This is a genomic window from Allobosea rubneri, assembly GCF_032464875.1.
GTDB classification, from domain to species: Bacteria; Pseudomonadota; Alphaproteobacteria; order Rhizobiales; family Beijerinckiaceae; genus Allobosea; species Allobosea rubneri.
Map to the genome: position 1 here is coordinate 107,383 of NZ_JAWDID010000003.1, position 24,624 is coordinate 132,006.

The 24,624-nt window shown below is 68.7% G+C and carries 22 protein-coding genes; 13 read left to right on the plus strand and 9 right to left on the minus strand.

What is annotated here, in order from left to right; all coding sequences use genetic code 11:
* The first annotated feature begins 5 nt into the window (after positions 1 to 5).
* Positions 6 to 2,093 carry a hypothetical protein gene (locus RKE40_RS03350; RefSeq protein WP_316016823.1) on the plus strand — a complete coding sequence of 696 codons (2,088 nt, stop codon included), beginning with the start codon at positions 6 to 8 and terminating at the stop codon, positions 2,091 to 2,093.
* 63 nt (positions 2,094 to 2,156) lie between these two features.
* On the opposite strand, the gene RKE40_RS03355 is transcribed toward RKE40_RS03350, so the two are convergent.
* The 5 genes from RKE40_RS03355 to RKE40_RS03375 form a co-directional block, all read right to left on the minus strand.
* Positions 2,157 to 2,657, minus strand: coding sequence for a GNAT family N-acetyltransferase (locus RKE40_RS03355; protein WP_316016824.1), 501 nt, complete (start codon positions 2,655 to 2,657; stop codon positions 2,157 to 2,159).
* 66 nt (positions 2,658 to 2,723) lie between these two features.
* Positions 2,724 to 3,563: a class I SAM-dependent methyltransferase gene (locus RKE40_RS03360; RefSeq protein ID WP_316016825.1), complete on the minus strand. Its 840-nt coding sequence runs from the start codon at positions 3,561 to 3,563 to the stop codon at positions 2,724 to 2,726.
* Positions 3,560 to 4,612, minus strand: coding sequence for a glycosyltransferase family 4 protein (locus RKE40_RS03365; protein WP_316016826.1), 1,053 nt, complete (start codon positions 4,610 to 4,612; stop codon positions 3,560 to 3,562). The genes RKE40_RS03360 and RKE40_RS03365 overlap by 4 nt, the downstream gene beginning before the upstream one ends.
* Entirely contained in the window at positions 4,609 to 5,010 is a 402-nt protein-coding gene (locus tag RKE40_RS03370) for a 6-pyruvoyl trahydropterin synthase family protein (RefSeq protein WP_316016827.1), read from the minus strand. Before RKE40_RS03370 ends, RKE40_RS03365 begins: the two co-directional genes overlap by 4 nt.
* Positions 5,011 to 5,072: 62 nt before the next feature.
* A complete protein-coding gene (locus RKE40_RS03375; protein WP_390893206.1) occupies positions 5,073 to 6,071 on the minus strand; it encodes a zinc-dependent alcohol dehydrogenase in 999 nt (332 codons plus the stop codon).
* Between the two features lie 61 nt (positions 6,072 to 6,132).
* On the opposite strand from RKE40_RS03375, the gene mdoH reads away from it, so the two are divergent.
* The 7 genes from mdoH (at position 6,133) to RKE40_RS03410 (ending at position 13,801) form a co-directional block, all read left to right on the plus strand.
* Positions 6,133 to 7,950 (plus strand): glucans biosynthesis glucosyltransferase MdoH, encoded by a 1,818-nt coding sequence (mdoH, locus tag RKE40_RS03380; protein WP_316016828.1) that lies wholly within the window; start codon positions 6,133 to 6,135, stop codon positions 7,948 to 7,950.
* Positions 7,947 to 8,705 carry an FkbM family methyltransferase gene (locus RKE40_RS03385; RefSeq protein ID WP_316016829.1) on the plus strand — a complete coding sequence of 253 codons (759 nt, stop codon included), beginning with the start codon at positions 7,947 to 7,949 and terminating at the stop codon, positions 8,703 to 8,705. The genes mdoH and RKE40_RS03385 overlap by 4 nt, the downstream gene beginning before the upstream one ends.
* Positions 8,706 to 8,870: 165 nt before the next feature.
* Positions 8,871 to 9,854 (plus strand): hypothetical protein, encoded by a 984-nt coding sequence (locus tag RKE40_RS03390; RefSeq protein ID WP_316016830.1) that lies wholly within the window; start codon positions 8,871 to 8,873, stop codon positions 9,852 to 9,854.
* 182 nt (positions 9,855 to 10,036) lie between these two features.
* Positions 10,037 to 10,792, plus strand: coding sequence for a sulfite exporter TauE/SafE family protein (locus RKE40_RS03395; RefSeq protein WP_316016831.1), 756 nt, complete (start codon positions 10,037 to 10,039; stop codon positions 10,790 to 10,792).
* Positions 10,793 to 10,915: 123 nt separating this feature from the next.
* Positions 10,916 to 11,695, plus strand: coding sequence for a 2-oxo-tetronate isomerase (gene otnI, locus RKE40_RS03400; protein ID WP_316016832.1), 780 nt, complete (start codon positions 10,916 to 10,918; stop codon positions 11,693 to 11,695).
* Positions 11,692 to 12,696 (plus strand): glucokinase, encoded by a 1,005-nt coding sequence (locus RKE40_RS03405; protein ID WP_316016833.1) that lies wholly within the window; start codon positions 11,692 to 11,694, stop codon positions 12,694 to 12,696. Before otnI ends, RKE40_RS03405 begins: the two co-directional genes overlap by 4 nt.
* A 61-nt stretch (positions 12,697 to 12,757) precedes the next feature.
* On the plus strand, positions 12,758 to 13,801 hold the full coding sequence (locus RKE40_RS03410) for an acyltransferase family protein (protein ID WP_316016834.1): 1,044 nt from the start codon (positions 12,758 to 12,760) through the stop codon (positions 13,799 to 13,801).
* 31 nt (positions 13,802 to 13,832) lie between these two features.
* On the opposite strand, the gene RKE40_RS03415 is transcribed toward RKE40_RS03410, so the two are convergent.
* On the minus strand, positions 13,833 to 14,189 hold the full coding sequence (locus RKE40_RS03415) for a hypothetical protein (protein WP_316016835.1): 357 nt from the start codon (positions 14,187 to 14,189) through the stop codon (positions 13,833 to 13,835).
* A 129-nt stretch (positions 14,190 to 14,318) separates the two neighbouring features.
* Here RKE40_RS03415 and RKE40_RS03420 point away from each other — a divergent pair, with 129 nt between their 5' ends.
* Positions 14,319 to 16,127, plus strand: a complete 1,809-nt coding sequence (locus RKE40_RS03420; RefSeq protein WP_316016836.1) for an ATP-binding cassette domain-containing protein — start codon at positions 14,319 to 14,321, stop codon at positions 16,125 to 16,127.
* A gap of 63 nt (positions 16,128 to 16,190) precedes the next feature.
* Here the strand turns inward: RKE40_RS03420 and RKE40_RS03425 are convergent, their stop codons facing one another.
* Positions 16,191 to 17,285, minus strand: a complete 1,095-nt coding sequence (locus tag RKE40_RS03425) for a linear amide C-N hydrolase (protein ID WP_316016837.1) — start codon at positions 17,283 to 17,285, stop codon at positions 16,191 to 16,193.
* Between the two features lie 236 nt (positions 17,286 to 17,521).
* Here RKE40_RS03425 and RKE40_RS03430 point away from each other — a divergent pair, with 236 nt between their 5' ends.
* On the plus strand, positions 17,522 to 18,268 hold the full coding sequence (locus RKE40_RS03430) for a glucose 1-dehydrogenase (protein ID WP_316016838.1): 747 nt from the start codon (positions 17,522 to 17,524) through the stop codon (positions 18,266 to 18,268).
* Positions 18,269 to 18,419: 151 nt separating this feature from the next.
* Here the strand turns inward: RKE40_RS03430 and RKE40_RS03435 are convergent, their stop codons facing one another.
* On the minus strand, positions 18,420 to 19,316 hold the full coding sequence (locus RKE40_RS03435) for a metallophosphoesterase family protein (RefSeq protein WP_316016839.1): 897 nt from the start codon (positions 19,314 to 19,316) through the stop codon (positions 18,420 to 18,422).
* 361 nt (positions 19,317 to 19,677) lie between these two features.
* On the opposite strand from RKE40_RS03435, the gene RKE40_RS03440 reads away from it, so the two are divergent.
* Positions 19,678 to 20,172: an NUDIX domain-containing protein gene (locus tag RKE40_RS03440; RefSeq protein ID WP_316016840.1), complete on the plus strand. Its 495-nt coding sequence runs from the start codon at positions 19,678 to 19,680 to the stop codon at positions 20,170 to 20,172.
* 2 nt (positions 20,173 to 20,174) lie between these two features.
* On the opposite strand, the gene RKE40_RS03445 is transcribed toward RKE40_RS03440, so the two are convergent.
* Positions 20,175 to 20,738, minus strand: coding sequence for a cytochrome b (locus RKE40_RS03445; protein ID WP_316016841.1), 564 nt, complete (start codon positions 20,736 to 20,738; stop codon positions 20,175 to 20,177).
* 292 nt (positions 20,739 to 21,030) lie between these two features.
* On the opposite strand from RKE40_RS03445, the gene ribA reads away from it, so the two are divergent.
* Both ribA and RKE40_RS03455 read left to right on the plus strand, forming a co-directional pair.
* A complete protein-coding gene (gene ribA / locus RKE40_RS03450; RefSeq protein WP_316016842.1) occupies positions 21,031 to 22,158 on the plus strand; it encodes a GTP cyclohydrolase II RibA in 1,128 nt (375 codons plus the stop codon).
* 67 nt (positions 22,159 to 22,225) lie between these two features.
* The gene (locus RKE40_RS03455) at positions 22,226 to 24,622 is read left to right on the plus strand and encodes a glycosyltransferase family protein (RefSeq protein ID WP_316016843.1); all 2,397 of its coding nucleotides are present in this window, start codon (positions 22,226 to 22,228) and stop codon (positions 24,620 to 24,622) included.
* The last annotated feature ends 2 nt before the right edge of the window (positions 24,623 to 24,624 follow it).

Genomic DNA, 24,624 nt, shown 5'->3' on the forward strand with positions numbered 1-24,624 from the left:
AGCCGATGTGGAGCCTGACCTTCGCCCCGCTGGTGCCGCTGCCGCTGCTGATCGGGCTTGCGGTGCTGGCCGCGTTAGCCGCCGGCGCGGCGCTGGTGCTCGCCGGCCGCAGCGCCATCCTGCGCGCCCTGGCGCTGACCGTGCTGACCATCGCGCTCGCCGACCCGTCACTGGTCTTCGAGGAGCGCGAGCCGGTCAAGGACGTCGTCGCCGTCGTCGTCGACCGCTCCGGCTCGAACCGGCTTTCCGACCGCGCGGCGCAGACGCAGGCCGCCCAGGCCGAGGTCGAGAACCAGCTGCGCGGCGTCAGCGGAGTCGAGACGCGTACCGTCGAAGTCACGGACGCGCAGGGCGCCGGCGACGGCACAAGGCTGTTCGAGGCGCTGGCCTCCAGCCTCGCCGACGTTCCCTCGGAGCGTGTCGCCGGAGCGATCGTGATCACCGATGGCCTCGCCCATGATGCACCGGCCAATGCCGAGGCGCTCGGCCTGCGCGCTCCGCTCCACGTTCTGACCACCGGCCGCGAGCGCGAGATCGACCGCCGCATCGTGCTGGTCGATTCGCCGCGCTTCGGCATCGTCGGCAAGGATCAGAACATCCGCCTGCGCGTCGTCGAGAAAGGCGGCCCGGGCCGCGCCGCGCTCACCGTGCGCCGCGACGGCGAGGTCATCGCGCGCCGCGAGGTCATCGCCGGGCAGACGGTGCAGGTGCCGGTCAGGATCGACCGCGGTGGGCCGAACGTCGTCGAGATCGAGGCCGCGCCGCTCGACAACGAGCTGACGCTCGCCAACAACCGCGCCGTCATCACCATCGAGGGCGTCAGGGACAAGCTGCGCGTGCTTCTGGTCTCCGGCGAGCCGCATCCGGGCGAACGCACCTGGCGCAATCTGCTCAAGGCCGACGCCAATGTCGACCTCGTCCACTTCACCATCCTGCGCCCGCCGGAGAAGCAGGACGGCACGCCGATCAACGAGCTGTCGCTGATCGCCTTCCCGACGCGCGAGCTCTTCCAGGTCAAGATCAAGGATTTCGACCTGATCATCTTCGACCGCTACGCCAACCAGTCGATCCTGCCGCTGCTCTACTTCGACAACATCGTCCGCTATGTCCGCGAGGGCGGCGCCCTGCTCGTCGCCGCCGGCCCGGAATATTCCGGCTCGCAATCGCTCGCGCGCACGCCGCTCGGCCAGATTCTGCCGGCGCAGCCCGATGGCAGCGTCATCGACGAGGCCTACCGCGCCCGCGTCAGCGAGCCCGGCCGCCGCCACCCGGTCACCCGCGACCTGCCGGGCGCCGAGGTCGAGCCGCCGCGCTGGGGCGAATGGCTGCGCATGGTCGGCGCCCGCGCCCGCACCGGCTCGGCTGTGATGACCGGTCCGGGCGAGCGCCCGCTGCTGATGCTGGCGCGCGAGCAGAAGGGCCGCGTCGCCCTCTTCCTCTCCGACCATGCCTGGCTCTGGGCCCGCGGCTTCCGCGATGGCGGGCCGCATCTCGACCTGTTGCGCCGTCTCGGCCACTGGCTGATGAAGGAGCCCGATCTGGAGGAGGAGGCGCTGCGTGCTGTCGCCCGCGGCCGCAATCTCGAGATCGAGCGCCAGACGCTGGGGGATGCGCCGGCTCCCGCGACGATCACCGCGCCAGACGGCTCGACGCGCACCGTGCCCTTCGAGCCCGGCCGCCCCGGCCTGTTCACCGCCCGCACCGCGACCACCGAATTCGGCCTGCACAAGGTCACGACCGAGAATCTCACCGCCTTCGCCAGCGTCGGCCCGGAGAACCCGCGCGAGTTGATGGAAGTGGTCAGCGACCCCACCCACTTGCAGGCGCTGGCGGAAGCGACCGGCGGCTCCTCGCGCCGCATCGGCCAGGAGAGCGGCTCCGGCGTCAGCGTGCCGCGCATCGTGCCGGTGCGCTCGGGCCGGCAATTCGCCGGCGCCGACTGGATCGGCCTACGGATCAGCGATTCCGGCATCGTCCGCGGCGTGCAGATCTCGCCGCTGTTCATCGGGTTGATCGGACTTGCCCTGCTGTTCGGCGCGCTGGTCGCCGGCTGGATCGGCGAGAGCGGCCGGAGATTCCGCAAGGAAAGCTGACCAGCGCCGTCATTCCGGGGCATGCCGCAGGCACGAACCCGGATGGCGACAGAGAGCCCGATTCTACCGCAGCGCCGCCACCGCGCCGCTGCGTCTGGCCAGCACGCCCTCGGCGAGTTCGAGCGCCAGGAAGCGGCCGGGATCGGCCGGCCCGGGAAGGACGAGCTGGCCGGGCTTCACCGGCTTGAAGCCGAAGCGGGCGTAATAGGGCGCGTCGCCGACCAGCAGGATCAGCTCATGGCCCTGGCCGCGCGCCGCCTCGATCGCCGCGTTCATCAGCGCAGCGCCGATACCCCTGCCCTCGAAGGCCGGATCGACCGTCAGCGGTCCGAGCATCAGCCCGGGACCACCGCCAGCGAGGATCGGCGTCACCCGGACCGAGCCGACCAGGAAGGTGCCGACATGGCTGGCGAAGGAGAGCGTCGGCTCGTGCGGCCGGCCCTCGCGCAGGCGCGAAGCGGTGCGGGCGAAGCGCCCCGGCCCGAAGGCGCGCTCGTGCAGGCGCTCGATCGCCGCGGCGTCGCCCGGCAGTTCCTGGCGGATGGTCAGAGGCAGGGAGGTCATGGTCGGCAGCGGGATGGCGGAATTTGCATGAAATGGCAATCGTGTGGTGGCCGCGACCCGGCGGAGTCAGACCGGCCGGGCCCACAGGTCGAGATGGCCGATCCGGCCGGAACTCGCCTTGGCGCGGGCGGCGAGCCAGCTTGCGATCGTCTCCACATCGACATGGCCGGTCTCCGCCACTGCCGCTGCGATGCCGGCCGTGAGCTCGCGCGTCAGCGCAGCGCTGCCGGCGTCCAGCACCCAGGGGCTCTCGCCCACGGTGACGGCGCTCCCCGACTTGCGGAAAGCCTGCGCCAGCGTCTCGGTCGCTTCCGGGCCGGCGGCAGGGCCAAAACCCTTGTCGCTGTGCTGGTGATGGTTGAAGGCCGCCAGCATCTTCGCATCGGCGGGGTGGGCCGGCTCCCAGCTCTCGCGCCCATCATAGGTTAGCGCCGTGTAGAGCGGCAGGCGCTGGCTCACCAGCGAGGCGACGAAACGCTCGAGCCAGCGTACCGAGGTCAGGTCGAACAGGGCGGCGGCGGTGACGAGGTCGGGCTGCCAGCCAAGCACCCATTCTAGATCGGTGTTGAGATCGGCCTTGCGAAAATCGACGGTCAGCGACTTGTCGCCCTTGCGCAGCACCAGCTCCTCACCCAGCGCCTCCGCCTCGTCGGCCCAGGCGGTGAGGCGCTCGCGGGCCACGTTCAGCAGGGCCGGGTCGAAATCGACCAGCGTCCAGTACTGGCGCGCCGGCAGCACCGAATAGGTGCCGCGCAGATTCGAGCCGGCGCCGCAGCCGAGATCGATCACCGTCAGCGACTGCCGGCTGGCGAAGGCGGCACCGACCGCGGCCAGCACCTGCGGATTGCGGGCGGCATGGTCGGCCGGCTCGCGCAGGGCGAGCCAATCCGGAGAGAATCCACTCATGGCGACACCTTCGCACAGGTTTGCGCGACGATTGTCGCGGTGTCTCGCCAGCGCGGCAATGCACCGGCTGCATGCCACGCAGCGTCGGCGCGTCTTCTGCGTTCCCCGGCATCGGAGAGCAGCCGGGCGAGCCCGGCCTGCAACGCCGCGACATCGCCGGGCGGGACCTTGAGCGCGGCGGCGTCCGGCGCCGTCTCGGCCGCCGCACCGCCGGTGGTGCAGAGGATCGGCAGGCCGCGGGCGAGGGCTTCGGTCAGCACCATGCCATAGCCCTCGAACAGCGAGGGCATCACGAAGAGGTCGGTGCCGGCATAGGCCGCTTCCAGCGACGGTTGGTCGAGCGCCCCCGCGAGCCGGATGCGATCGCCGAGGCCGGCTTCGACGATCTGCGCCGCCAGCGCCGCCGCCGTCTCCGGCGAACGGTCGGCCGCGCCGATGATGGTCAGCCGCCAGTTCTTCTCTTCGAGCCCGGCAAGGGCCGCGACCAGCACGTCATAGCCCTTGCGCGGCACCAGCGAGCCGACCGCCAGGAGCTGAAGCGGCCCTCCGTCCGGTGAGCCGGAAGCGCGCGGCGCAGGGTCGACACCGGGCTCCGCCACGGTGATCCGTGCTTCCGGCAGGAAGAAATCCACGACCAGCATGCGCTTGGTGTTCTGGCTGGTGGCGATGACGGCGCTGGCATAGCGGAGTGCCGCCGTCTCCCGCGCCAGCAGGGCGGCGGCGCGCTCCGGGTCAAGTCCGGTCTCGAGACCGAGCGGATGGTGAACCAGCGCGACGACGCGTCCGGCGAGCCCAGCGGCGAGCCCTTCCGGGAAGGCTCCATAGGCAAGCCCATCGACCAGCAGCACCCGGTCATAGGGCTGCGACAGGATCAGGCGGCCGGTCTCGGCGAGATCGGCCTCACTCGGTGCCGGAAAGCTGCCGGGCAGTTCAAGATGATGCGCCGCCACGCCCATCTGTGCCCATTCCGCCAGCAGCCGCCGATCATAAGCGTAGCCGCCGGTCGGCAGCGAAAGATCGCCGGGGATGGCGAAGGCGATCTCGCTCACGCGAGCGCGCCCTCATAGCTGGCGCGCGCAAGATCGGTCTCGTGCAGGGTGACACGGATCTTGGCGAGATCGGCGGCATCGGCGCCGAGCTTGCCGGAACGGGCCGCCGCCGCCATCGCGTCGAAAATGTACTTGCAGAGGAATTCGGTGGTGGTCAGCACGCCCTGGAATTGCGGCAGGGTGTCGAGATTCTTGTAGTTCAGCGGCTTCAGCGTCTGGTTCAGCACGGAAAGCGCCGCACCGATATCGACCACCACGTTGTGCCGGGTCAGGCTCTCGCGGAAGAAGGCGACATCGACCACGAAGGTCGCGCCATGCATGGCCTGCGCCGGGCCGAAGAACGGATCGGGCAGCGAATGGCCGATCATGATGCGGTCGCGGACTTCGACGGAAAACATGGACAGTCTCCTTCAGCCCAGCCTGCTTAAGCCGGTCGCGCGCTTCTGCCTACCCTTCAAGATCAATAGCGCAGCACCGCCGTGATCCCCTTGCCCGCGAACAGCGCCGGCAACCGCGCGGGCGCCTCCGCGAAGGCGATCTCCTCAGTGATCAGCGCTTCGAGCCGCTCATCGGCCAGCAGCGCGAGCGCGGCCTGCGCCCGGCGCGCATAGTCGAAGCGCGGCCGGCGTGATGGCGAAACCTGCCCGACCTGCGACGAGACCAGCTGCAGGCGCTTCGAATGGAAGGCCCCACCAAGCGGGGCGGCGACCGCCCCCTCGCCATACCAGCTCAATTCGACGATCCGGGCCTCGAAGCCGGCCGCGCCGATCGCGGTCGCGAGTCCGGGCGCGCTGGCGCTGGCATGGAAGACGAGATCGGCGTCTCCCGGGCAGTCCTGCGGCAGGGCGAAACCGAAGCCGAGCGCCTCCGCCAATGCGGCACGGGCGGGATCGACATCGACCAACGTCACCTCTGCCCCCGGCAGCCGCGCGCCGATGAACGCGCTCAGCAGGCCGAGCACCCCACCGCCGACGACGACGATGCGGTCGGCCGGGCCGGAGCCGGCATCCCAATGCGCGTTCAGCGCGGTCTCCATATTGGCGGCGAGCACGGCCCGCCTCGCCGGCACCGCCTTCGGCACGTGCGAAACCCGGCTCGCCGGCACCACGAAACGGTCCTGATGCGGGTAGAGGCAGAACACCGTCTCGCCGAGCAGCGCAGGAGGCCCTTCCTCGACGATCCCGACGGCGCAGTAGCCGTATTTCACCGGGAACGGGAACGCCCCTTCCTGGAAGGGCGCGCGCATGCGCTCATGCTCGGCGACCGGCACCCGCCCCTCGAAGACGAGGCGTTCCGTGCCACGACTAATGCCGCTCCACAGCGTACGGACGAGGCAGTCCTCCGGCCTGCGCCGCGGCAGAGGAAGATCGTTCAGGGCGCATTCACGCTGGCCGACATACCAGAGCGCTGTCGCAGCCGCTTTGCCGCTTGCCTTGGCGGGCTTTGCCGGTTCTATCACGCAGATCCTCCGCGACGTTCCCTGCAGCTTCAGCTCAGCCCAGCGCATGACAGAGACCGCCATGAACCAGCGTCCCGGTCCGACCACGTTCCAGGCGGCGGCGCAAGAGCCAGGACTCGACAGCGGCCTGACACCGGCCGGCCTGCAGCGGACCTCAAGCCTGCGCGCGCGCCGGCTGCTGGTAGCAGGCCTCAATCTCGCGGCGCTCGCCGCCCTGCTCTACGGCCTTTCGCATGTGCTGGCGGCCGGCGGCTGGAGCCTCGTCGACATCGTGATCTTCGTCGCCTTCCTGCTCGGCGCGCCCTGGACGGTGCTGGGCTTCTGGAACGCCGCGATCGGCCTCTGGCTGCTGCATGGCGTCGAGGACGGGCTCGAGCGCGTCGCGCCCTTCGCCGCGGCCGGCGACGCGGCCACCCCGCTCGCCGTCCGCACGGCGATCCTGATGACCTTGCGCAACGAGGACCCGGCACGCGCCTTCCGTCGTCTCGCCATCGTCAAGCAGAGCCTCGACGCCACTGGAGAAGGCGCCTGGTTCGACTATTTCGTGCTCTCCGACACCAATGACGCCGCCGTGGCCGAAGCCGAGGAGAGACTCGCCGTCACCTTCGCCGCGACGATCGGCGACGCCTCGCGCCTGACCTATCGCCGCCGTACCGACAATGCCGGCTACAAGGCCGGCAATGTCCGCGATTTCTGCGAGCGCTGGGGCGATCGCTACGAGCTGATGCTGCCGCTCGACGCCGACAGCGTCATGTCTGGTGATGCCATCGTGAAGCTCGCCCGGATGATGCAGGCCTACCCGAAGCTCGGCATCCTGCAGAGCCTGGTTGTCGGCATGCCGAGCAAGTCCGCGTTTGCGCGCATCTTCCAGTTCGGCATGCGCCACGGCATGCGGCCCTACACCATGGGCTCGGCCTGGTGGATCGGCGATTGCGGCCCGTTCTGGGGCCATAACGCCCTAGTCCGCATCGCGCCCTTCCGTGACCAATGCCACCTGCCGGTCCTGCCGGGCGGCCCGCCGCTCGGCGGCGCCGTGATGAGCCACGATCAGGTCGAGGCGACCTTGATGCGCCGCGCCGGCTACGAGGTCCGCGTGCTGCCGGTCGAGATGGGCAGCTGGGAGGAGAACCCGCCGACCATGCTCGAATTCGCCAGGCGCGACCTGCGCTGGTGCCTCGGCAACCTGCAATATCTCAAGCTGATGGATATTCCGGGGCTCAAGTTCATGAGCCGCTTCCAGCTCGCCTGGGCGATCCTGATGTTCATCGGCCTGCCGGCCTGGACGCTGATGATCGCGCTGCTGCCGCTCAAGGTCTGGCAGGACCGCGGCATCCTCGATTATCCCGCTGGCCTCGCCGCCTTCCTCTATGTCCTGTTCTTCACGATGTATCTCTCGCCGAAGCTCGCGGGCTTTGCCGACATCCTGCTTAGCAAGGACGGCACGAAGCGCTATGGCGGCACCGCCCGCTTCGTCACCTCCTCGCTGATCGAGATCGTCTTCGCCTTCCTGCAGGGCGCGGTCTCGACCTTCCGGACCACGATCTTCATGGTCGGCCTCGCCTTCGGCAAGGCGAAGATCGGCTGGAATGGCCAAGCCCGCGATGCCCACGCCCTCTCCTGCGCCACCGCCTTCGAAGGCCTGTGGCCGCATCTGCTCTTCGGTCTCTACATCTTCGGCACGCTCGCTCTGCTCTCGCCGACGGTACTGATCTGGTCGCTGCCACTCACCGCCGGCTATCTCCTCGCGATCCCCTTCGCGATGCTGACCGCTTCCCCGGCACTCGGGCGCTGGTTCGCGCGCCGGGGCCTCTGCGGCATCCCCGAGGATTTCGACCCGCCGCGCGAGCTCGTCGCCATCCAGGCGGACGAGCCGAAATGAAGCCCGTCGCCTATCCCAGAGGCACCGCCAAGAGCCTGTCGCGCTCGCTGCGCGTCTATCATGGCGACCACGCCCGCAACGCCGCCATGGACACGCTCTATGCGCGCTTCCTCAAGGCCGGCGACCTCGCCTTCGACATCGGCTCGCATGTCGGCGACCGCATCTCCAGCTTTCGCCGGCTCGGCGCCCGCGTCGTGGCGCTCGAGCCGCAGCCCGGCCCGGCCCGCGCCATCCGGCTGATCCATGGCCGCGATCCCGACGTCACCCTGGTCGAGGCCGCCTGCGGCGATCGGCCAGGCACGGTGACGCTCAGGATCAACAGTGCCAACCCGACTGTCTCGACCGTTTCGACGGATTTCGTCGGTGCCGCCGTCGACGCGGATGGCTGGCGCGAGCAGGTCTGGGATCGCGAGATCGAGGTTCCCTGCACCACGCTCGACGCGCTGATCTGCCAGCACGGCATGCCGGCCTTCATCAAGGTCGATGTCGAGGGTTTCGAGGCGCATGTCCTCGCCGGCCTGACGCGGCCGGTCCCGGCGCTCTCCTTCGAGTTCACCACGATCCAGCGCGACGTCGCCGAGGCCTGCCTCGCTCTGGTCGAGGCGCTCGGCCCCTACCGCTTCAACGTCGCACTCGGCGAGAGCCAGACGCTCGTCTTTCCCGAGGCCGTCGGCGCCGAGGCGATGGGCAGCCATCTGCGCGACCTGCCGCACGCCGCCAATTCCGGCGACGTCTATGCGGTTCTGCCGCGCTGACGGCGGCGATCCGAGCGGCCTGACGGGCGAGGCAGCATCGCCGCGCGCTTTCGCCGGCGCACGGCCTTCTTTATGAAGCCATGGGGATGCCGGCCGGCGCCAGCCAGCCTGCGTTCATCTCACCGCGCTCACCATGGCGGCCCGCTCCGCTTTCGAAGGATGGACATGCTCAGCCTCGCCCGCCCGCTCGCCGTTTCGCTCGCCCTGCTGATCTCGGCCGCCACCGGCCACGCCGCCAGCGACGTCGCCGTCGAGGTCAAGAACGAGTCGGAGCCGGTGCTCTGCGCCGAGAAGGACAACGTCACCATCAAGGCGATCTCGCCGGAAGTCCGGCGCTTCCGCATCGAAGCGGCGCACCCGGCCTATATCGCCGGGCTGCTGCGCGACAATTGGGATGCCGACTGGACCGATTGCGACATGAGTGGCGATCCCGTCCACAAGGCGCCGGTGCCGCCGCAGCGCATCACCTTCTACGAAAGCATCGAGTACTGGCTGGTCGGCTACACCTTCGAGAGCTTCTGGCGCCCGGCCGACACCACCTTCCGGGTCGGCGACCGCGTCGAGAAGGGGCTGCACCTCGTCCAGCTCTGGAAGCTCGGCAAGACCGGCTCCTATGAGGTTCTGGTCGTCTATCCACAAGACGGCTACTGGCGCGTCCGGCCGCTGCCGCCGCCGCAGCTCTCCGCCGCCGCCTACGGCTCCTCCTTCCTGTTCGGGCCGATCGAGCAGGACGGCGCGCGCCCCGTGGTCAACATCAAAGAGATCGCCTTCGACCCGAAGACGCTCTCCTTCAACCTCGCCTTCAAGGACGGCTCCTCCGGCACGCTCAAGCTCGACAGCGTCGATCAGGACCGCATGGTGCTCGACGCCGTGCTCGACAAGCCGGTCACCGGTGGCAAGGCCTTCGCCGCCCTGCGCTCGATGTACGTCACCGAGTTCAACAACGACGTCGCCCGCATCGCCATCCGCGAGCCCGGCGCCAAGGGCTGGCGCGAGGAGCTGCTGATGCCCTTCGCCGGCGGCAAGGCGACCGATGTCTGGATGGGGCGCGCCACCCATTCGCGCCACAACACCTCCTCGCCCGACATGGTCTTCCGCAGCTTCTCGAAGGACCCGAACCCGCCGGCCAAGCCGGAGGCGAAGAAGTAGCCTTCCTCAAACTCTCGACTGGTCGTCCCGGACAGGCCGCGAAGCGGCGCCGATCCGGGATCCATGCCTGAACCGTTCCGGCATGGGTCCCGGATCTCCCTCCGGTCGCCCCCCGGGACGACAGTGAGTGTTTCGAGCGGGACGCATGGGCTAGGCGACATATTGCGGACCGGGGGCCCTTCATGGACACCACCATCATCCTGAGCCTCGCCCTCGGCGCGGCGCTCGCCGGCTTCGTGCAGGGACTATCGGGCTTCGCCTTCAGCCTGGTTGCGATGTCGATCTGGGCCTGGACGCTGGACCCGAAGCTCGCCGCCGTGATGGCTGTGTTCGGCAGCCTGACCGGGCAGATCATCGCCGCCTTCTCGGTCCGTCGCGGCTTCGATTTCGCCCGGCTCTGGCCCTTCCTGCTCGGCGGGCTCGCGGGCATCCCGATCGGCGTCGCCATCCTGCCCCTGCTCGACGCCAACATGTTCAAGGCAGCGCTCGGGCTCCTGCTCGTCATCTGGTGCCCCGCCATGCTGTTCGCGACGCATCTGCCGGCCATCCGCTTCGGCGGGCGCGCGGCCGATGGCGCGGTCGGGCTCGCCGGCGGCATCATGGGCGGCTTCGGCGGCTTCACCGGCGTGCTGCCGACGCTCTGGTGCACGCTTCGCCGCTACGACAAGCACGCCCAGCGCAGCATCATCCAGAACTTCAACCTGGCGACGCTCGCCGCCACCATGCTCGCCTATCTCGCCAGCGGCGCCGTCACACGCGAGATGCTGCCGGGTTTCGCGGTGGTCGCGCCGGCCATGCTGATCCCGACGCTGTTCGGCACGCGGCTCTATATCGGGATCAGCGAGGCGAGCTTCCGCAGGGTCGTGCTGGGACTTCTGACCCTATCCGGCTTTGCCCTGCTCGCATCGTCCTTGCCGCAGCTTGTCGGCCGCCTTTGAGCCCCGAAACCCCGAGCACAGATCGCGCATTCCGGAACGGAGTGCCTCCAGTCGCGTTATCCGCATGACGCAGCGGGCGGATCGGACTAGCCTGCCCGGGCTGAATCGACTGAAGAGAACTCCATGCCTCGCTTTGCCGCCAATCTCTCGATGATGTTCAACGAATGGGCCTTCCTCGACCGCTTCAAGGCGGCGTCCGATGCCGGCTTCGAGGCTGTCGAGTTCCTGTTCCCCTATGAGCATCCGCCCGAACAGGTCGGCCTTGCTCTGGCTGGCGGCGAGCTCGAGCAGGCGCTGTTCAACCTGCCGCCGGGCGACTGGGAGAAGGGTGAACGCGGCATGGCCGCGATCCCGGGCCGCGAGGCGGAATTCCGCAAGGGCATCGAAACCGCCCTGGCCTACGCCCATGAAACCGGCGTCAAGCGCCTGCACATGATGGCCGGCCATGCCGACCCAAAGGACCCCGCCGCGCAGCAGGCCTATCGCGCCTCGATCGCCTATGCCGCCGACAAGCTCGGCGAGCACGGCATCGATCTCCTGCTGGAGCCGATCAACGGCAAGGACATGCCGGGCTATTTCCTCAACGATTTCGACGCCGCGGCCGCCTATGTCCGCGAATCCGGCCGGCCGAACGTCAAGCTGCAGTTCGACATGTATCATTGCGAGCTGATCCACGGCGAAGTCGGCGCGCGGCTGGAAGCGCTCTACCCGCTCGTCGGCCATGTCCAGATCGCCAACGCCGAAGGCCGCCACGAGCCCGACGGCACGCGGCCGGACTATCCGAGCCTGTTCGCCCAGCTCGACTCGCTCGGCTATCCCGGCTTCGTCGGCTGCGAGTATCGGCCGCGCGCCGGCACCCTCGAAGGGCTTGGCTGGTTCGCCGACTGGAAGGCGCCGGCTTGAGGGCCCCGCGCTTCCCCGGCCCGGTTCTGATCGCCGATATCGGCGGCACGAACTGTCGGCTGTCGCTGCTCTCGCAGCCGGGCGGAGTGCCGGAGCCGCTCGCCCGGATCGCGACCGGCGCCCATCCGACACCGGAGGCCGCGCTCGAATCGGTGCTTTCGACGCTCCACACAAGGCCGCGCTCGGCGATCCTTGCGGTCGCCGGTCCGCTCGACGGGCGCACCGCCCAACTCACCAATGCCCACTGGCATTTCGACGGGCCGAAACTGGCGCGGACCCTCGGCCTCGAACAGGGGCTGCTGGTCAATGATTTCGAGGGGCTGGCGGCCTATCTCGCGGTGCTGCGGGAGGAGGACACCGTCACACTCGTGCCCGGCAAGCCGGAACCGGCCGGCCCCCGTCTGGTGCTCGGCCCTGGAACCGGGTTCGGCGCCGCGGCCCTGCTGAGCCGCGGCAAGACCGGCATGCTGGTGCCGACCGAATGCGGCCATATCGGTATCGGCCCGGAAGACCCCGCCGAGACCCGTCTCTGGCCGGCGCTGGCTGACGGCTTGCCGCGCGTCACCATCGAGGCGCTGCTGCGGGGCGACGGGCTGGTCCGGTTTCACCGTGCCGTGGTGCGTGAATCCGGCATCGCCGAGCCGGATATCAGTGCCGCCGACGTCACCACCCTCGCTCTCGACGGCAACCCGGCCGCGTTGATGGCGGTGATCTGCTTCTGGCGCCTGCTGGCGCGCGTCGCCGGCGATCTCGCCCTGGCCTACAAGGCGACCGGCGGTGTCTATCTCGCCGGCGGCATAGCGCCGCGCATCCTGCCGCTCGCCGACAAGGCGACGATCCACGCCGTCTTCAGCGCCAAGCCGCCGGTCGAGGATCTCGCCGCCCGTTTTGCCCTGCACGTCATCACCTCCGACGCGGCCGCCGAGCACGGAATTGCCGCGATCGCCAGCGCGCCGGAACGTTTCGGGCTCGACGACCCAGCCCGGTTGTGGTTTGCGTGAACGCGTTGCGGCTCGCCTGACGCCGTAGCGATCCCGTTCCCGCTTTCGAGCCCTTCGCGCCTTGTCCCAGCTCTACGGCATCCAGGTCCTGCGCGCGCTCGCGGCGCTGATGGTCGCCGTGCACCATGTCCAGTCGGATGCGGGCTTCCTGGCCGGGCAGGCCGGCGTGCCGTTCACGCCCTGGACAATCCTGCCCTGGGATGCCGGCGTCGACCTGTTCTTCGTCATCTCCGGCTTCATCATGGTGCACGCCTCGTCCGGCCTGTTCGGGCAGGCGGGCGGCGCGCGGCTTTTCCTCGCCCGCCGGATCGCCCGGATCGTGCCGCTCTACTGGGCCGCGACCACGCTGTTCCTGTTGGTGATGCTGGCCTCGCCGGCCCTGCTCAATTCGGGCGCCCCGAGCGCCGGACAGATTCTCGCCTCCTACCTGTTCTGGCCGCTGCCGGACGCCGTAGGGGCGATCCAGCCGGTCTACTCGCTGGGCTGGACGCTGAACTACGAGATGCTGTTCTACGCGCTGTTCGGCGCAGCGCTACTGCTGCCGGCGCGCCTCGTCGTGCCAGCGACGGCCCTCGCGCTATTCGGCCTCGTCGCCACGCAAGCGATGATCCCCCTGCCGCTGCCCTTCGGCTTCTGGGCCCAGCCGATCGTGCTCGAATTCGCTGGCGGCATGGCGATCGCGCTGCTGCGCAACCGCGGCCTGCGCCTCGAAGGCCGCTTGCGCTGGCTGATGGTCGCGGCCGGCGTGGCGATACTGGTTGCCGCGGCAGGCAGCGACTGGGCGCATACGCCCTGGGGGTCCCTCGCCTATCGCGGCCCGGCCGCGCTGCTCCTCGTCACGGCCGCGGCCTGCGGCCGCGGCCAATCGGCGCCCTCGGCGCTGGTGCGCCAGCTCGCGCGGCTCGGCGACGCCTCCTATGCGCTTTATCTCATCCACCCCTTCGCCATGCGAGCCGTGCGCCAGATCTTTCTGCACCTCGCGCCGGGCGCGACGATCATCTTCATCATTGCCGCCCTGGCGGCCGCAGTGCTTGGGGCGATGGCCGTCTATCGCTGGTTCGAGAAGCCAATGACGAAGCTGTTGCGGCGCCTGCTGCGCGCCTGACCCGCTCGCTTCCTCATCCTGAGGAGCAGCCCTACTTCTTCAGCCGCATGCCCTTCAGCGACTGCCCGACCACGCCGCCATCGCGCCGCCGTTCCGGCCTCTTCGCGACAATCGTCTCGACATGCTCTGCTTGCGGGAAATAGCCGCGCTCAAGCACTTCGAGCGTATATTCCTCATAGGTGAGGCCGAGCGCCTCGGCCCGCTCCTCGCGCCGGAGCGCGATCTCGCGCGGCTTTTTCCAGGCCCGGCGATGGGCGAAGCGCCAGTCGAAATAGCGGCCGATCTCGCCCTTGCCGGTTTCCGGCGCAGGCCGCTTCTCCTCCAGCGGAGGACCACCATTATCACCGATGCGGGCGGCACGTGGCTTGCGGGGCGCCGGCTGTCTCATGGCATGTCTTCGTCCAATAAGAGATACGAAATGTATCCTATAATGGATTCCGAAACAGGCAAGCCCGTGCCGGAGGTGACAGCACCGGCCGGGCGGTCTATCCGGGCGGCCTGACATCAAAGGAACGCCATGGCCCCCCTGCTGCATCTCCGCGACGTTGCTCTCACCTTCGGCGGCCACCCGCTGCTCGAGGGCGCCGAGATCGCGGTGTCCGCCGGCGAGCGGGTCTGCCTGGTCGGCCGCAACGGCTCCGGCAAGTCGACGCTGCTGAAGATCGCTGCCGGCATCGTCGAGCCCGACAGCGCCGAGCGCTTCCTGCAGCCCGGCGCGACCGTGCGCTATCTGCCGCAGGAGCCTGATTTCTCCGGCTACAAGACCTCGCTCGCCTATGTCGAGGCCGGCCTCGGACCGGGTGACGATCCCTATCGCGCCCGTTATCTCGTCGAGGAACTCGGCCTGACCGGCGAAGAGGATCCGGCAAGCATGTCGGGCGGCGAATCCCGCCGCGCCGCGCTCGCCCGCGTCCTCGCGCCCGAGCCCGACATCCTGCTGCTCGACGAGCCGACCAACCATCTCGACCTGCCGGTGATCGAATGGCTGGAGCAGGAACTGAAATCGCTGCGCTCGGCCATGGTGCTGATCAGCCACGATCGCCGCTTCCTGACCTCGCTCTCGCGCGCCACAATCTGGCTCGACCGCGGCGTGACCCGGCGCGTCGAGCGCGGCTTCGGCGAGTTTGAGGCCTGGCGCGACGAGGTGTTGGCGCAGGAGGAGCTCGACCGGCACAAGCTCGACCGCAAGATCGCACGCGAGGAGGACTGGCTGCGCTATGGCGTCAGCGCGCGCCGTACCCGCAACCAGCGCCGGCTCGGCGAGCTCCATTCGCTACGCGACCAGCGCCGCACCGCCCGCCATGCCGTCGGCTCGGTCCGGCTGGAAGCGAGCGAGGCGCAGGCCTCGGGCAAGCTGGTGATCGAAGCGATCAATGTCTCCAAGAGCTATGGCGACAAGCCGATCGTCCGGGACTTCTCGATCCGCGTCGCCCGTGGCGACTGCATCGGCATCGTCGGCCCCAACGGCGCCGGCAAGACCACGCTGATCAATCTGCTGACCGGTGCGCTCGCTCCCGATTCAGGCAAGATCAAGCTCGGCGCCTCCCTCGAAATGGTGACGCTCGACCAGCGTCGCGAGAGCCTCGACCCGGCGACGCCGCTCGGTGACGCGCTGACCGGCGGCGGCTCGGACCAGGTCATGGTCGGCGGCCAGCCGCGCCATGTCATCAGCTACATGAAGGACTTCCTGTTCCAGCCGATCCAGCGCGGCACCGCAGTCGGCGCGCTGTCGGGCGGCGAACGCGGACGGCTGATGCTGGCCCGTGCCCTGGCCAAACCTTCCAACCTCCTGGTGCTGGACGAGCCGACCAACGATCTCGACATCGAGACGCTCGACCTCCTCCAGGAACTGCTCGCCGACTATGCCGGCACCGTGCTGCTGGTCAGCCACGACCGCGACTTCCTCGACCGCGTCGTCTCCTCAACCCTGATTTCGGATGGCGACGGCATCTGGACCGAATTCGCCGGCGGCTATTCCGACATGCTGGCCCAGCGCGGACGCGGCGTCGGCGCCAAGGCGCGGGCGGTGCCGGTAAAGGCGGCTGCGTCGGAAACCGCCAAGTCTGCCACAGCAACTCCGGCAACGTCGAAGCGCAAGCTGTCGTTCAACGAGCAGCACGCACTGAAGACCCTTCCCCAGCAGATCGACAAGCTGCAGGCCGAGGCCGGCAAGCTCAACGCCGCGCTGGCGGGCGATCTCTACACCCGCGATCCAAAACTCTTCGCCAAGGCGACGACGCGGCTCGACGAGGTGACGCGCGAGATAGCCGAAGCCGAGGAGCGCTGGCTCGAGCTGGAAATGCTGCGCGAGGAGATCGGCGCCTGAGCGCGCCTCGCCTGAACGCAAGCGCCCGCCGCAGTTTGCCTGCCGGCGCTGGAAGCCATCGAGCTACGGATTCTTGCCCAGGAACGGAAACGGCTTGGCTGGAACGAAGCGGGCAGTCGCATTGCCGGAGTAGATCTGGGTCTGGTCCTTGCCGAGATCGAGCTTGCGGACACCACCGGCGGCCGAGAAATCGACCTGTTTCAGGTCGACCCAGAACGTGTTCGGCGTCAGCGCGGATTCGAAGAAATAGAGCTTCCGCGCGTGGTCGACGACGGTGCGCCAGCGCGTCGAGGAGATGTTCGGCTGGTCCGGCGTCGTCAGCCCGAACGGCACCGAGACATTGCGGATGACGCTGAAGACGCTGGCGACGGCGCGGTCGGGATCCTCGAATTTCGGGATCGCATTGACGTAGAACGAGGCCCGGGCGAAGCGGTCGGAGGCGCGATTGGTGCCGGGCAGCATCGCGGTGCCGCCGATCTGCTTCCAGTATGCGTTGAGCGCGAGCTGCTGGTCGAAGATCGGCGAATTGGTCATGACCTGATAGGCGCGGTCATGGTGGATCACCTGCCGGCCGCCGATGTACTCGACGATCGCGCTGTCGCCCGTCGCATCCGAAATCGAAAGATGCAGCGTCGCGAGCCGCGTCTCGCCCGGGACGGCGTCGGTGACGATCGTGAAGGGCTCCTTGCGCAGGGCGTCCACGGCCTCCGCCACAGTGCCGAAGCTGTCGAGAACGTACTGCGCCCAGGCGGCGATGGTCAGGCCCGGCTTCGAGGCAGCGTCGAACTTCGGATACTCCGATTCCACCAGCCAGAGCAGATTGGCGGAAAGCCCGGCCTCGTTGACGCCATCGGTCGTCGAGATGTCGTAGCCCGAAGCGATGACGCTGCCGTATTTCGCCGTCCACTTCAGCGAGTTCGGCCCGGCTTCGCCATTGCGCTCGATACCGCGGGGCAGGATCCAGAGATTGGTCGCGACGTCGCTCTTCCAGTCCATCGAGCGCGCCGTCAGGTTGCGGCCGTCGGCGCCGAAGTAGACGAGGCGGGTGCAGGCCTGGGCGGCCGTATCCGCGAGCAGAGCGGCGACGAGCGCCAAGGCCGCGACGCGACGCCCCGCAAAGCGCGACCGCTGATCCGGGCGATGGGATGGTCTGGTCATCGGCAATCTCGTGATGGTCGTCTCGGAATCGCATCCTAGCGCCGACAACCTGACAATGCCGAGACATCCCTGCATGGCCGCGCTGCAAGGGGTGCCCGCCGATCCGAATGCTGCCGCCGGCTGCCATGACCGACCGCCCATACGTTTTCGCTATCCGCCCGATCGCGAAAGCGTATTTATCCCGGCCGGCAAAACGCCCCAAACTCCTCGGACACGAATAATCCCGAGGAAACACCATGAGACTGAAGGGCAAGACCGCGCTGATCACCGGCGCGGCGCAAGGGTTCGGCTTCGGCATCGCCGAGACCTTCGTGCGCGAGGGCGCGCGCGTCGCGGTGCTCGACATCAACGGCGACAAGGCCAAGGAAGCGGCCAAAGCGATCGGCCGCAAGGCCTTCGCCGTCGCCTGCGATGTCGGCAAGGCCCGCAGCGTCGACAGCGCCGCCGCCCGCGTCATCAAACGCTTCGGGCGGCTCGACATCGTCGTCAACAATGCCGGCATCAGCCACCGCAACCAGCCGATGCTCGATGTCAGCGAGGCCGAGTTCGACCGCGTCTTCGACGTCAACGTGAAGTCGATCTTCCTGATGGCCAAGGCGACGGTGCCGCATTTCCGCGAGCATGGCGGCGGCGTCATCCTGAACATCGGCTCGACCGCCGGCGTGCGGCCCCGCCCCGGCCTCACCTGGTACAATGGCTCGAAGGGCGCCGCGAACCTGCTGTCGAAGTCGATGGCGGTCGAGCTCGCGCCCGACCGGATCCGCGTCAACGCCATCGCCCCGGTCGCCGGCGAGACGCCGCTGCTCGCGACCTTCATGGGCGAGGACACGCCGGAAAAGCGCAAGGCCTTCACCGCGACCATTCCCTGGGGCCGTTTCTCGACGCCGCAGGACATCGCCAACGCCGCGCTCTTCCTGTGCTCGGACGAGTCCGAAATGGTCACCGGCTCGGTGCTGGCGGTTGACGGCGGCCGCTGCGTCTGAGCGGCAATCGCACAACTCCGCCTCATCCTGAGGAGCAGCCCTCAGGCTGTGTCTCGAAGGATGCCTCAGCGATGTCCGCCCCTCCTGGAGCATCCTTCGAGACGGCCGCTGAGCGGCCTCCTCAGGATGAGGGCTGAGAGCTGCTGGAATGTCAGACGATGCCGCCGCCGGTCAGCGGCATCGACTGCTGCAGCTTCACCGTGCCGTCGAGATCGAAGCAGCGCCGCTCGAGCGTGATCGCCGGCGCCTCCGCCGTCCCCTCGATCCGCAGCAGATGCCAGGATGCGAGCTCGCCATGGCCGCGCGGGCCGATCGAGGCCGAGGGCACGCCGACGATCGGCACGTCGCGGCCCGCACCCGGCCGCCAGGCCAGCGAGAAGCGGTGGTTATGACCGTGCAGAACAAGATCGGCGCCGACGCGGGCGAGCATCGCCTCGAAGGCCGGCGCGTCGAGCAGTTCGCGGGTGCGCCGGGCGCCGCCGACATAGGGCGGGTGATGGATCAGGATGACGCGGATCAGCCCCTCGGCCTTGGCCTGCGCCAGAAGCTTCTCGGCCATGACGATCTGTGCCGGACCGATCCGCCCGGTCGCCATCAGCGGCAGCGTCGGGATGCCCGAATTCATGCCGATCAGCGCGACGGGACCACGCCGACGATACCAGGGATAGCCGGCCTCGCCGCCATCGCTGGCGCACCAGGGGCCAAGCTCGCCGGCCAGCGCCTTCAACGAGGAACGGGCATAGGCGTCGTGGTTGCCGGGAACGAATGAGACCTTGTCGCGCGGGCCGAGCGTGTCGAGGAAGGTCAGTGCCGTCTTGAACTCGTTCGGCAGGCCGATATGCGAGACGTCGCCGGTACAGGCGATATGGTCGGGCTTCTGCGCCAGGATATCGGCGACGATCAGCCCGAGGATCTCCATGTCATGGGCATGGCGACGCTTGCGCCGCCAGTTGACATAGCCGGTCGCGCGCTTGCCGATCAGCTCCCGCAGGGAGAACCGGGCGAGCGGCCCGAGATGCGGGTCCGACAGATGCGCAAGCGTGAACACACCTTGCGCTTGCCCTCAGCAGGCAGGCGCAGTCAAGCAAAGACGGGCGATCGGACCAATGTGACGCAGGGTCCGCAACGTCTCAGTTGAAGGAGTCGGTCAGTTCCGAGACGATGCGCGGATCGGTCAGGGTCAACGCCGGCTTCCAGACGAAGGCGGGCTTGGCCTGAAACCAGGAGGTGATGAAGGCGAGAAGCATGACAAATTCCCCAGCGGTAGGTGAGGCCTTATCCGCCTGATTTAAGGCGCGTTTGTGTTGGTACGAGAGGGCAAATATGGGGTCCGATATGCGCCTATTGCATAGACATTTCGCCGCACAGCGAAAAATGCCACCGAGATGAGCAGTTCTTCGCCCTCGCCTGTGCCACGGCGCGCGCTGCTCGACAGGCTGCCGAAGCCGCTATGGCGCCTGGTCGGCCGGTTCCTGCACCTGTATTTCCGGATGAGCCGTGGCCTGACGCTGGGCGTGCGCGGCGCCGTGCTGAACGACGCCGGCGAGGTCCTGCTGGTCCGCCATACCTACTCGCCTGGCTGGCACCTGCCGGGCGGCGGCGTAGAGCCTGGCGAGACGGTTGCTGAAGCGATCAGCAAGGAATTGCGCGAGGAGGCCAATGTCGCGTTGACCGGCCCGGCCGTATTGCACGGCCTTTTTCTGAGTTACGAAGGGGCGCGTCGCGATCATGTCGCGGTCTTCGTCATCCGCCATTTCACCCGGACCGCGCCGAAAAGCTCAGATCTGGAGATCGCCGAAATCGGCTTCTTCGCGCTTTCGGCCCTGCCGGAAACGACGACGGCCGGTACGCGCCGTCGCCTTGCCGAGATTACGGCGGGCGCTCCGATAGACAGCCGCTGGTGAAGCTATCCAAGCCCCGGCAGCATCCGCCGCAGCACGCCGTCCTTGCGGATGAAATGGTGGGCGAGCGCCGCGACGATATGCCCGGTGATCGCGAGCGCGAGCAGGATCGCGAGCCAGCCATGCAGTGCAAGCACGCGCTTCGCCGCCTCCTCGTTCGGTGCAGCCAGCGCCGGCAGGCTGAACAGATCGAAGATCGTCAGGGCGGGATATAGCGAGACGCCGACCCAGCCGAGCAGCGGCACGATCAGCAGCAGCCCGTAGAGCGCCCAGTGGACGAGATGGGAGGCTGCCTTCTGCCACCAGGCCAGCGTCGGCTCGTCGGGTGGCGCGCCGTGCAGGAGCCGATAGGCCAGCCGTCCCGCCGTCAGCCAGAGCACCAGGAAGCCGAGCAGCTTATGCGCGGAATAGAGCGAGTTGGTCAGCCCGTCCCAGATATCGAGCGTATTGCCGCGATAGGTCATGCCGAGGCCGAGCGGGATCATGGTGAAGACGGCCGCCACGGTGATCCAATGGAACCGCCGCGCCGCGGCGCTGTAGACCGCCTCGCGATCTCCCATCCTTGTCATGGGGTCATGTGCCTGCATCATTTCGCATCCACTTGCCGACGCCCCAGATAGGGGTCTGGCACCCGCATTCATCTCGCGTTCAACGTCTCGCTCTTATAGCCCACCATGCAGTCGACCGGATGGCATTGGAAAACCGCCTGAAAGCCCGGCTGCGCTCACGAAGTTGGGAACCACGCAGCACCGGACACGTTGTAGGAACGCCGTATTGCGCCGGATGGCATCCGTCCCGCCGAAACGAGCGTATAAGACCATCTCCTCCGCCGCCAGCCGGCGCAATCTGACGGACTCAGCCATGCCTAAGTCGCGTACGCTTTTCGGCCGTCCCGGCGAGACCGAGATCATCGCAGTCGACCGGGCGCTCGCCGAATTTCGGGCCGGCCGCCCCGTCCTGCTGCGCGATGGCGAGAACCTGGCGCTGGCGCTCTCGGCAGAGCTTGCGGATGTCGACATTGCCGAGCGGCTCGAAACGCTTGCGGAAGGCAATGCCAGGCTGGTGCTGAGCGCCGCGCGCCTGCGCCGCCTCGGCGCCAAGGGCCGCAGCGAGACCGGCGTCCTCGCCATGCCCGCGATCGACATCGCCCGCGTCGAAACCCTCGCCCTCAAGATCGATGCGCGCGTCGATGCGCCGGTCGGCCCGGCCAATACGCTCGACGCTGCGGCGCTCGAGCTCGCAGGCCTTGCGCTCGTCCTGCCCGCCATCATCCTGGTCCCGGTCGCCGCGGCGCAGATCGCCGGGGAGCCGCTGGTCGAGGTCGCCATCGCCGCCATCAACGGCTATCGCGCGGCGCAGGTCGCGACCCTCGCCATCGTCGGCCGCGCGCCAGTGCCGCTGGAGGGCGCCCCCGACACCGAATTCGTCGTCTTCCGCGGCGGCGAGGGGCTGCGCGACCAGGTCGCGATCATCGTCGGCAAGCCGGACCTGTCGGCCGCCGTGCCGGTGCGCCTGCATTCCGCCTGCCTGACCGGCGACCTGTTCGGCTCGCTGAAATGCGATTGCGGCGACCAGCTGCGCGAGACCGTCGAGTGGATGGCCCAGAACGAGGGCGGCATCCTGCTCTATCTCGACCAGGAAGGGCGCGGCAACGGCATCTCCAACAAGATGCGCGCCTACAAGCTGCAGAGCCAGGGCTGGGACACCTACGATGCCGACGAGGTGCTCGGCTTCGATCTCGACCAGCGCCATTTCGACTTCGCCGCAGAGATGCTGAAACAGCTCGGCGTGACCCGCGTCACGGCGCTGACCAACAATCCGCTCAAGGTCGGCGCGATCAAGGCCGCCGGACTCGAGGTCGCCGCGACCCAGCGCGTGCTCGGCCGCCCGAATATCCACAATGTCCGCTATCTCGCCTCGAAGCGCGATCGCGCCGGTCATTTCATCGACATGGACGCGCTGATGGCGCGTGCCGCCCCGAAGGATTGACCTCGCTCCAGGCAGCGAGCCCGCGCCGGGCATTGATCCGGTGCGGGGCCTGGGGCAGGAAGCCGCCATGTCCGAACAGAAGCGGTCCGAGCAGAAGCTGTCCGAGCAAGAACGGTCCGATCTCGCGGCGGTGAGCGCGCCCTGGCCTGTCGCCAAGGTCTTCCTGATCGTCTGCGCCGCCTGGCTCGCTCTGTCCTGGCCCTGGTTGTCGGGCGTCGTCACCGTGCCCTGGGACGCCAAGGCGCATTTCCACCCGCAGCTCCAGTTCCTCGCCAGCGCCCTGCACAAGGGATTGTCGCCGTTCTGGACGCCCTTCGTCTTTGCCGGATCGCCGCAGGTCGCCGATCCGCAGTCACTGATCTTCTCGCCGCCTTTCGCGCTGATCGCGCTGATCAATCCGACACCCGATTTCCGCTGGAGCGACGGCGCGCTGCTCGGCTCGCTGCTGGTCGGCGCGCTCTGCCTCGTCCTCGTCTTCCGCGACCGCAACTGGCATCCGGGCGGTGCCGTGGTCTGCGCCCTCGCCTTCGCCTTCGGGGCTTCGGCCGCCTGGCGCATCCAGCATGTCGGGCAGGTTCTGAGCCTCGCCTATTTCGCCATCACGCTGCTGCTGCTCTCGCGCGCCCTGGAACGCGGCTCCTGGAGCTATGGCTTCTTCGCCGGCATCGTCGCCGGCTTCATGGTGCTGGGACGCGACCAGGTCGCGCTGATCGGCGTCTACGTCCTCGCCGGGCTCGTCATCGCCGCGATCGCCATGGCGAAGCAGCCGCTGCGCGCCCTCAAGGGCAGCATGATGCCGCTGTCCCTCGGCGTGCTCGGCGCCGTGCTGGTCGCGGCGATACCGATCCTGCTCACCGCCTTCCTCGCGCAGGAATCGAACCGCCCAATGATCGACCTCGCCGGCGCCGGCAAAGGTTCGCTGCATCCGGCCTCGCTGCTCACCGGGCTGATCGCCAATCTCTACGGTGCCGCCGGCCCGCTGGAGAATTTCTGGGGGCCGCCGAGCCCGGCCTGGGAGGCCCGCTTCGGCCCGGTCGACCTCTACCTCGCCCGCAATATGAGCGTGCTCTATCTCGGCCTGCTGCCATTGCTGATGATCATCGGCGTCGGCGTCGTCCGCGGCGGCCTCTGGCGGCGCGAGATCGTGGCGCTGAGCGTCGCCGCCATCCTCGTGCTGGTCTACGCGCTCGGGCGCTATACGCCGGGCTTCCAGCTGATGTTCGCGGCGCTGCCCGGCATCGATCTCTACCGCCGGCCGGCCGATGCGCTCTTCATCCTCGGCGCGCTCTTCGCCATCCTCGGCGGCTACTTCACCCATCTCGTCCTGACCGACACCGCGCCGCGCCCCCGGCCCTGGCAGATCGCCCTGGAAGCCGCCCTGCTCGGCGCCGCCTTCGGCCTCGCCATCTGGCTCGCCTGGACGACGGGCCGGCTCGGCGTCGCGGCACTGCCGGCAATCACCGCCCTGCTCTGCCTGCTGCTGGTCGCCGGCGCCCTCGTCGCCGCGCGCGGCCTCGCTCTGCAGGGGGCAGGCATGGCCGCCACGCTGATCCTCGCCATGACGATGACCATCGACCTCTCGGTCAACAACGGCCCGAGCGAGTCGACTGCCCTGCCTTCATCCCGCTACGAGGTCCTGCGCGCCGACAGCAGCAACGAGACCATCGCCCTGCTCAAGCGCGAGACCGCGCGTACCGCCGGCCCCGACCGGCGCGACCGCATCGAGCTCGCCGGCATCGACTTCCACTGGCCCAATGCCAGCCTGGTCCACGGGCTCGACAATACGCTCGGCTACAATCCGCTGCGGCTCGGCCTCTACAGCGCCGCCACCGGCGCCGGCGACCATGTCGCCCTGCCCGACCAGCGAACTTTCTCGGCGCTGATGCCGTCCTATCGTTCGCTGCTCGCCGACATGCTCGGCCTGCGCTTCATCGCCACCGGCGTGCCGGTCGAGCAGATCGACAAGGCGCTGAAGCCCGGTGACCTCGTCCAGATCGCCCGGACCGCCGACGCCTTCGTCTACGAGAATCCGCGGGCCCTGCCGCGCGTCCTGCTCGTCACGAATGCGCAGCAGGCCGATTTCGACGCCATCCTGAAGAGCGGGCAATGGCCGGCGGGCTTCGATCCGCGGCGCATCGTGCTGCTCGACCGGGCACCGCCGAAGCTGCCGGGCGGCCCGGCCGGGCCGGGCACGGTGAGCATCCGCGACTACGGCACCACCGACGTCACGCTGGAGGCCGACGCGCCCGCCGGCGGCTTCGTCGTCCTCAACGATGTCTGGCAGCCCTGGTGGCAGGTCGAGGTCGACGGCAAGCCGGCCGAGCTGCTCCGTGCCAATGTGATTTTCCGCGCCGTGCAGGTGCCGCCCGGCCGCTCGACGATCCGCTTCACCTTCCGGCCGTTCGAAGGCCTCTTCCAGGCGATCGGCGAGCGGATCCGCAAGGCGAACCCGCCGCCGGTGTGAGC

Coding starts and splice junctions, on each gene's coding strand:
- RKE40_RS03350 (WP_316016823.1), top strand. CDS start 6: ATGTGGAGCCTGACCTTCGCCCCGCTGGTGCCGCTGCCGCTGCTGATC.
- RKE40_RS03355 (WP_316016824.1), bottom strand. CDS start 2,657: ATGACCTCCCTGCCTCTGACCATCCGCCAGGAACTGCCGGGCGACGCC.
- RKE40_RS03360 (WP_316016825.1), bottom strand. CDS start 3,563: ATGAGTGGATTCTCTCCGGATTGGCTCGCCCTGCGCGAGCCGGCCGAC.
- RKE40_RS03370 (WP_316016827.1), bottom strand. CDS start 5,010: ATGTTTTCCGTCGAAGTCCGCGACCGCATCATGATCGGCCATTCGCTG.
- mdoH (WP_316016828.1), top strand. CDS start 6,133: ATGAACCAGCGTCCCGGTCCGACCACGTTCCAGGCGGCGGCGCAAGAG.
- RKE40_RS03385 (WP_316016829.1), top strand. CDS start 7,947: ATGAAGCCCGTCGCCTATCCCAGAGGCACCGCCAAGAGCCTGTCGCGC.
- RKE40_RS03390 (WP_316016830.1), top strand. CDS start 8,871: ATGCTCAGCCTCGCCCGCCCGCTCGCCGTTTCGCTCGCCCTGCTGATC.
- RKE40_RS03395 (WP_316016831.1), top strand. CDS start 10,037: ATGGACACCACCATCATCCTGAGCCTCGCCCTCGGCGCGGCGCTCGCC.
- otnI (WP_316016832.1), top strand. CDS start 10,916: ATGCCTCGCTTTGCCGCCAATCTCTCGATGATGTTCAACGAATGGGCC.
- RKE40_RS03415 (WP_316016835.1), bottom strand. CDS start 14,189: ATGAGACAGCCGGCGCCCCGCAAGCCACGTGCCGCCCGCATCGGTGAT.
- RKE40_RS03420 (WP_316016836.1), top strand. CDS start 14,319: ATGGCCCCCCTGCTGCATCTCCGCGACGTTGCTCTCACCTTCGGCGGC.
- RKE40_RS03425 (WP_316016837.1), bottom strand. CDS start 17,285: ATGACCAGACCATCCCATCGCCCGGATCAGCGGTCGCGCTTTGCGGGG.
- RKE40_RS03430 (WP_316016838.1), top strand. CDS start 17,522: ATGAGACTGAAGGGCAAGACCGCGCTGATCACCGGCGCGGCGCAAGGG.
- RKE40_RS03445 (WP_316016841.1), bottom strand. CDS start 20,738: ATGACAAGGATGGGAGATCGCGAGGCGGTCTACAGCGCCGCGGCGCGG.
- ribA (WP_316016842.1), top strand. CDS start 21,031: ATGCCTAAGTCGCGTACGCTTTTCGGCCGTCCCGGCGAGACCGAGATC.
- RKE40_RS03455 (WP_316016843.1), top strand. CDS start 22,226: ATGTCCGAACAGAAGCGGTCCGAGCAGAAGCTGTCCGAGCAAGAACGG.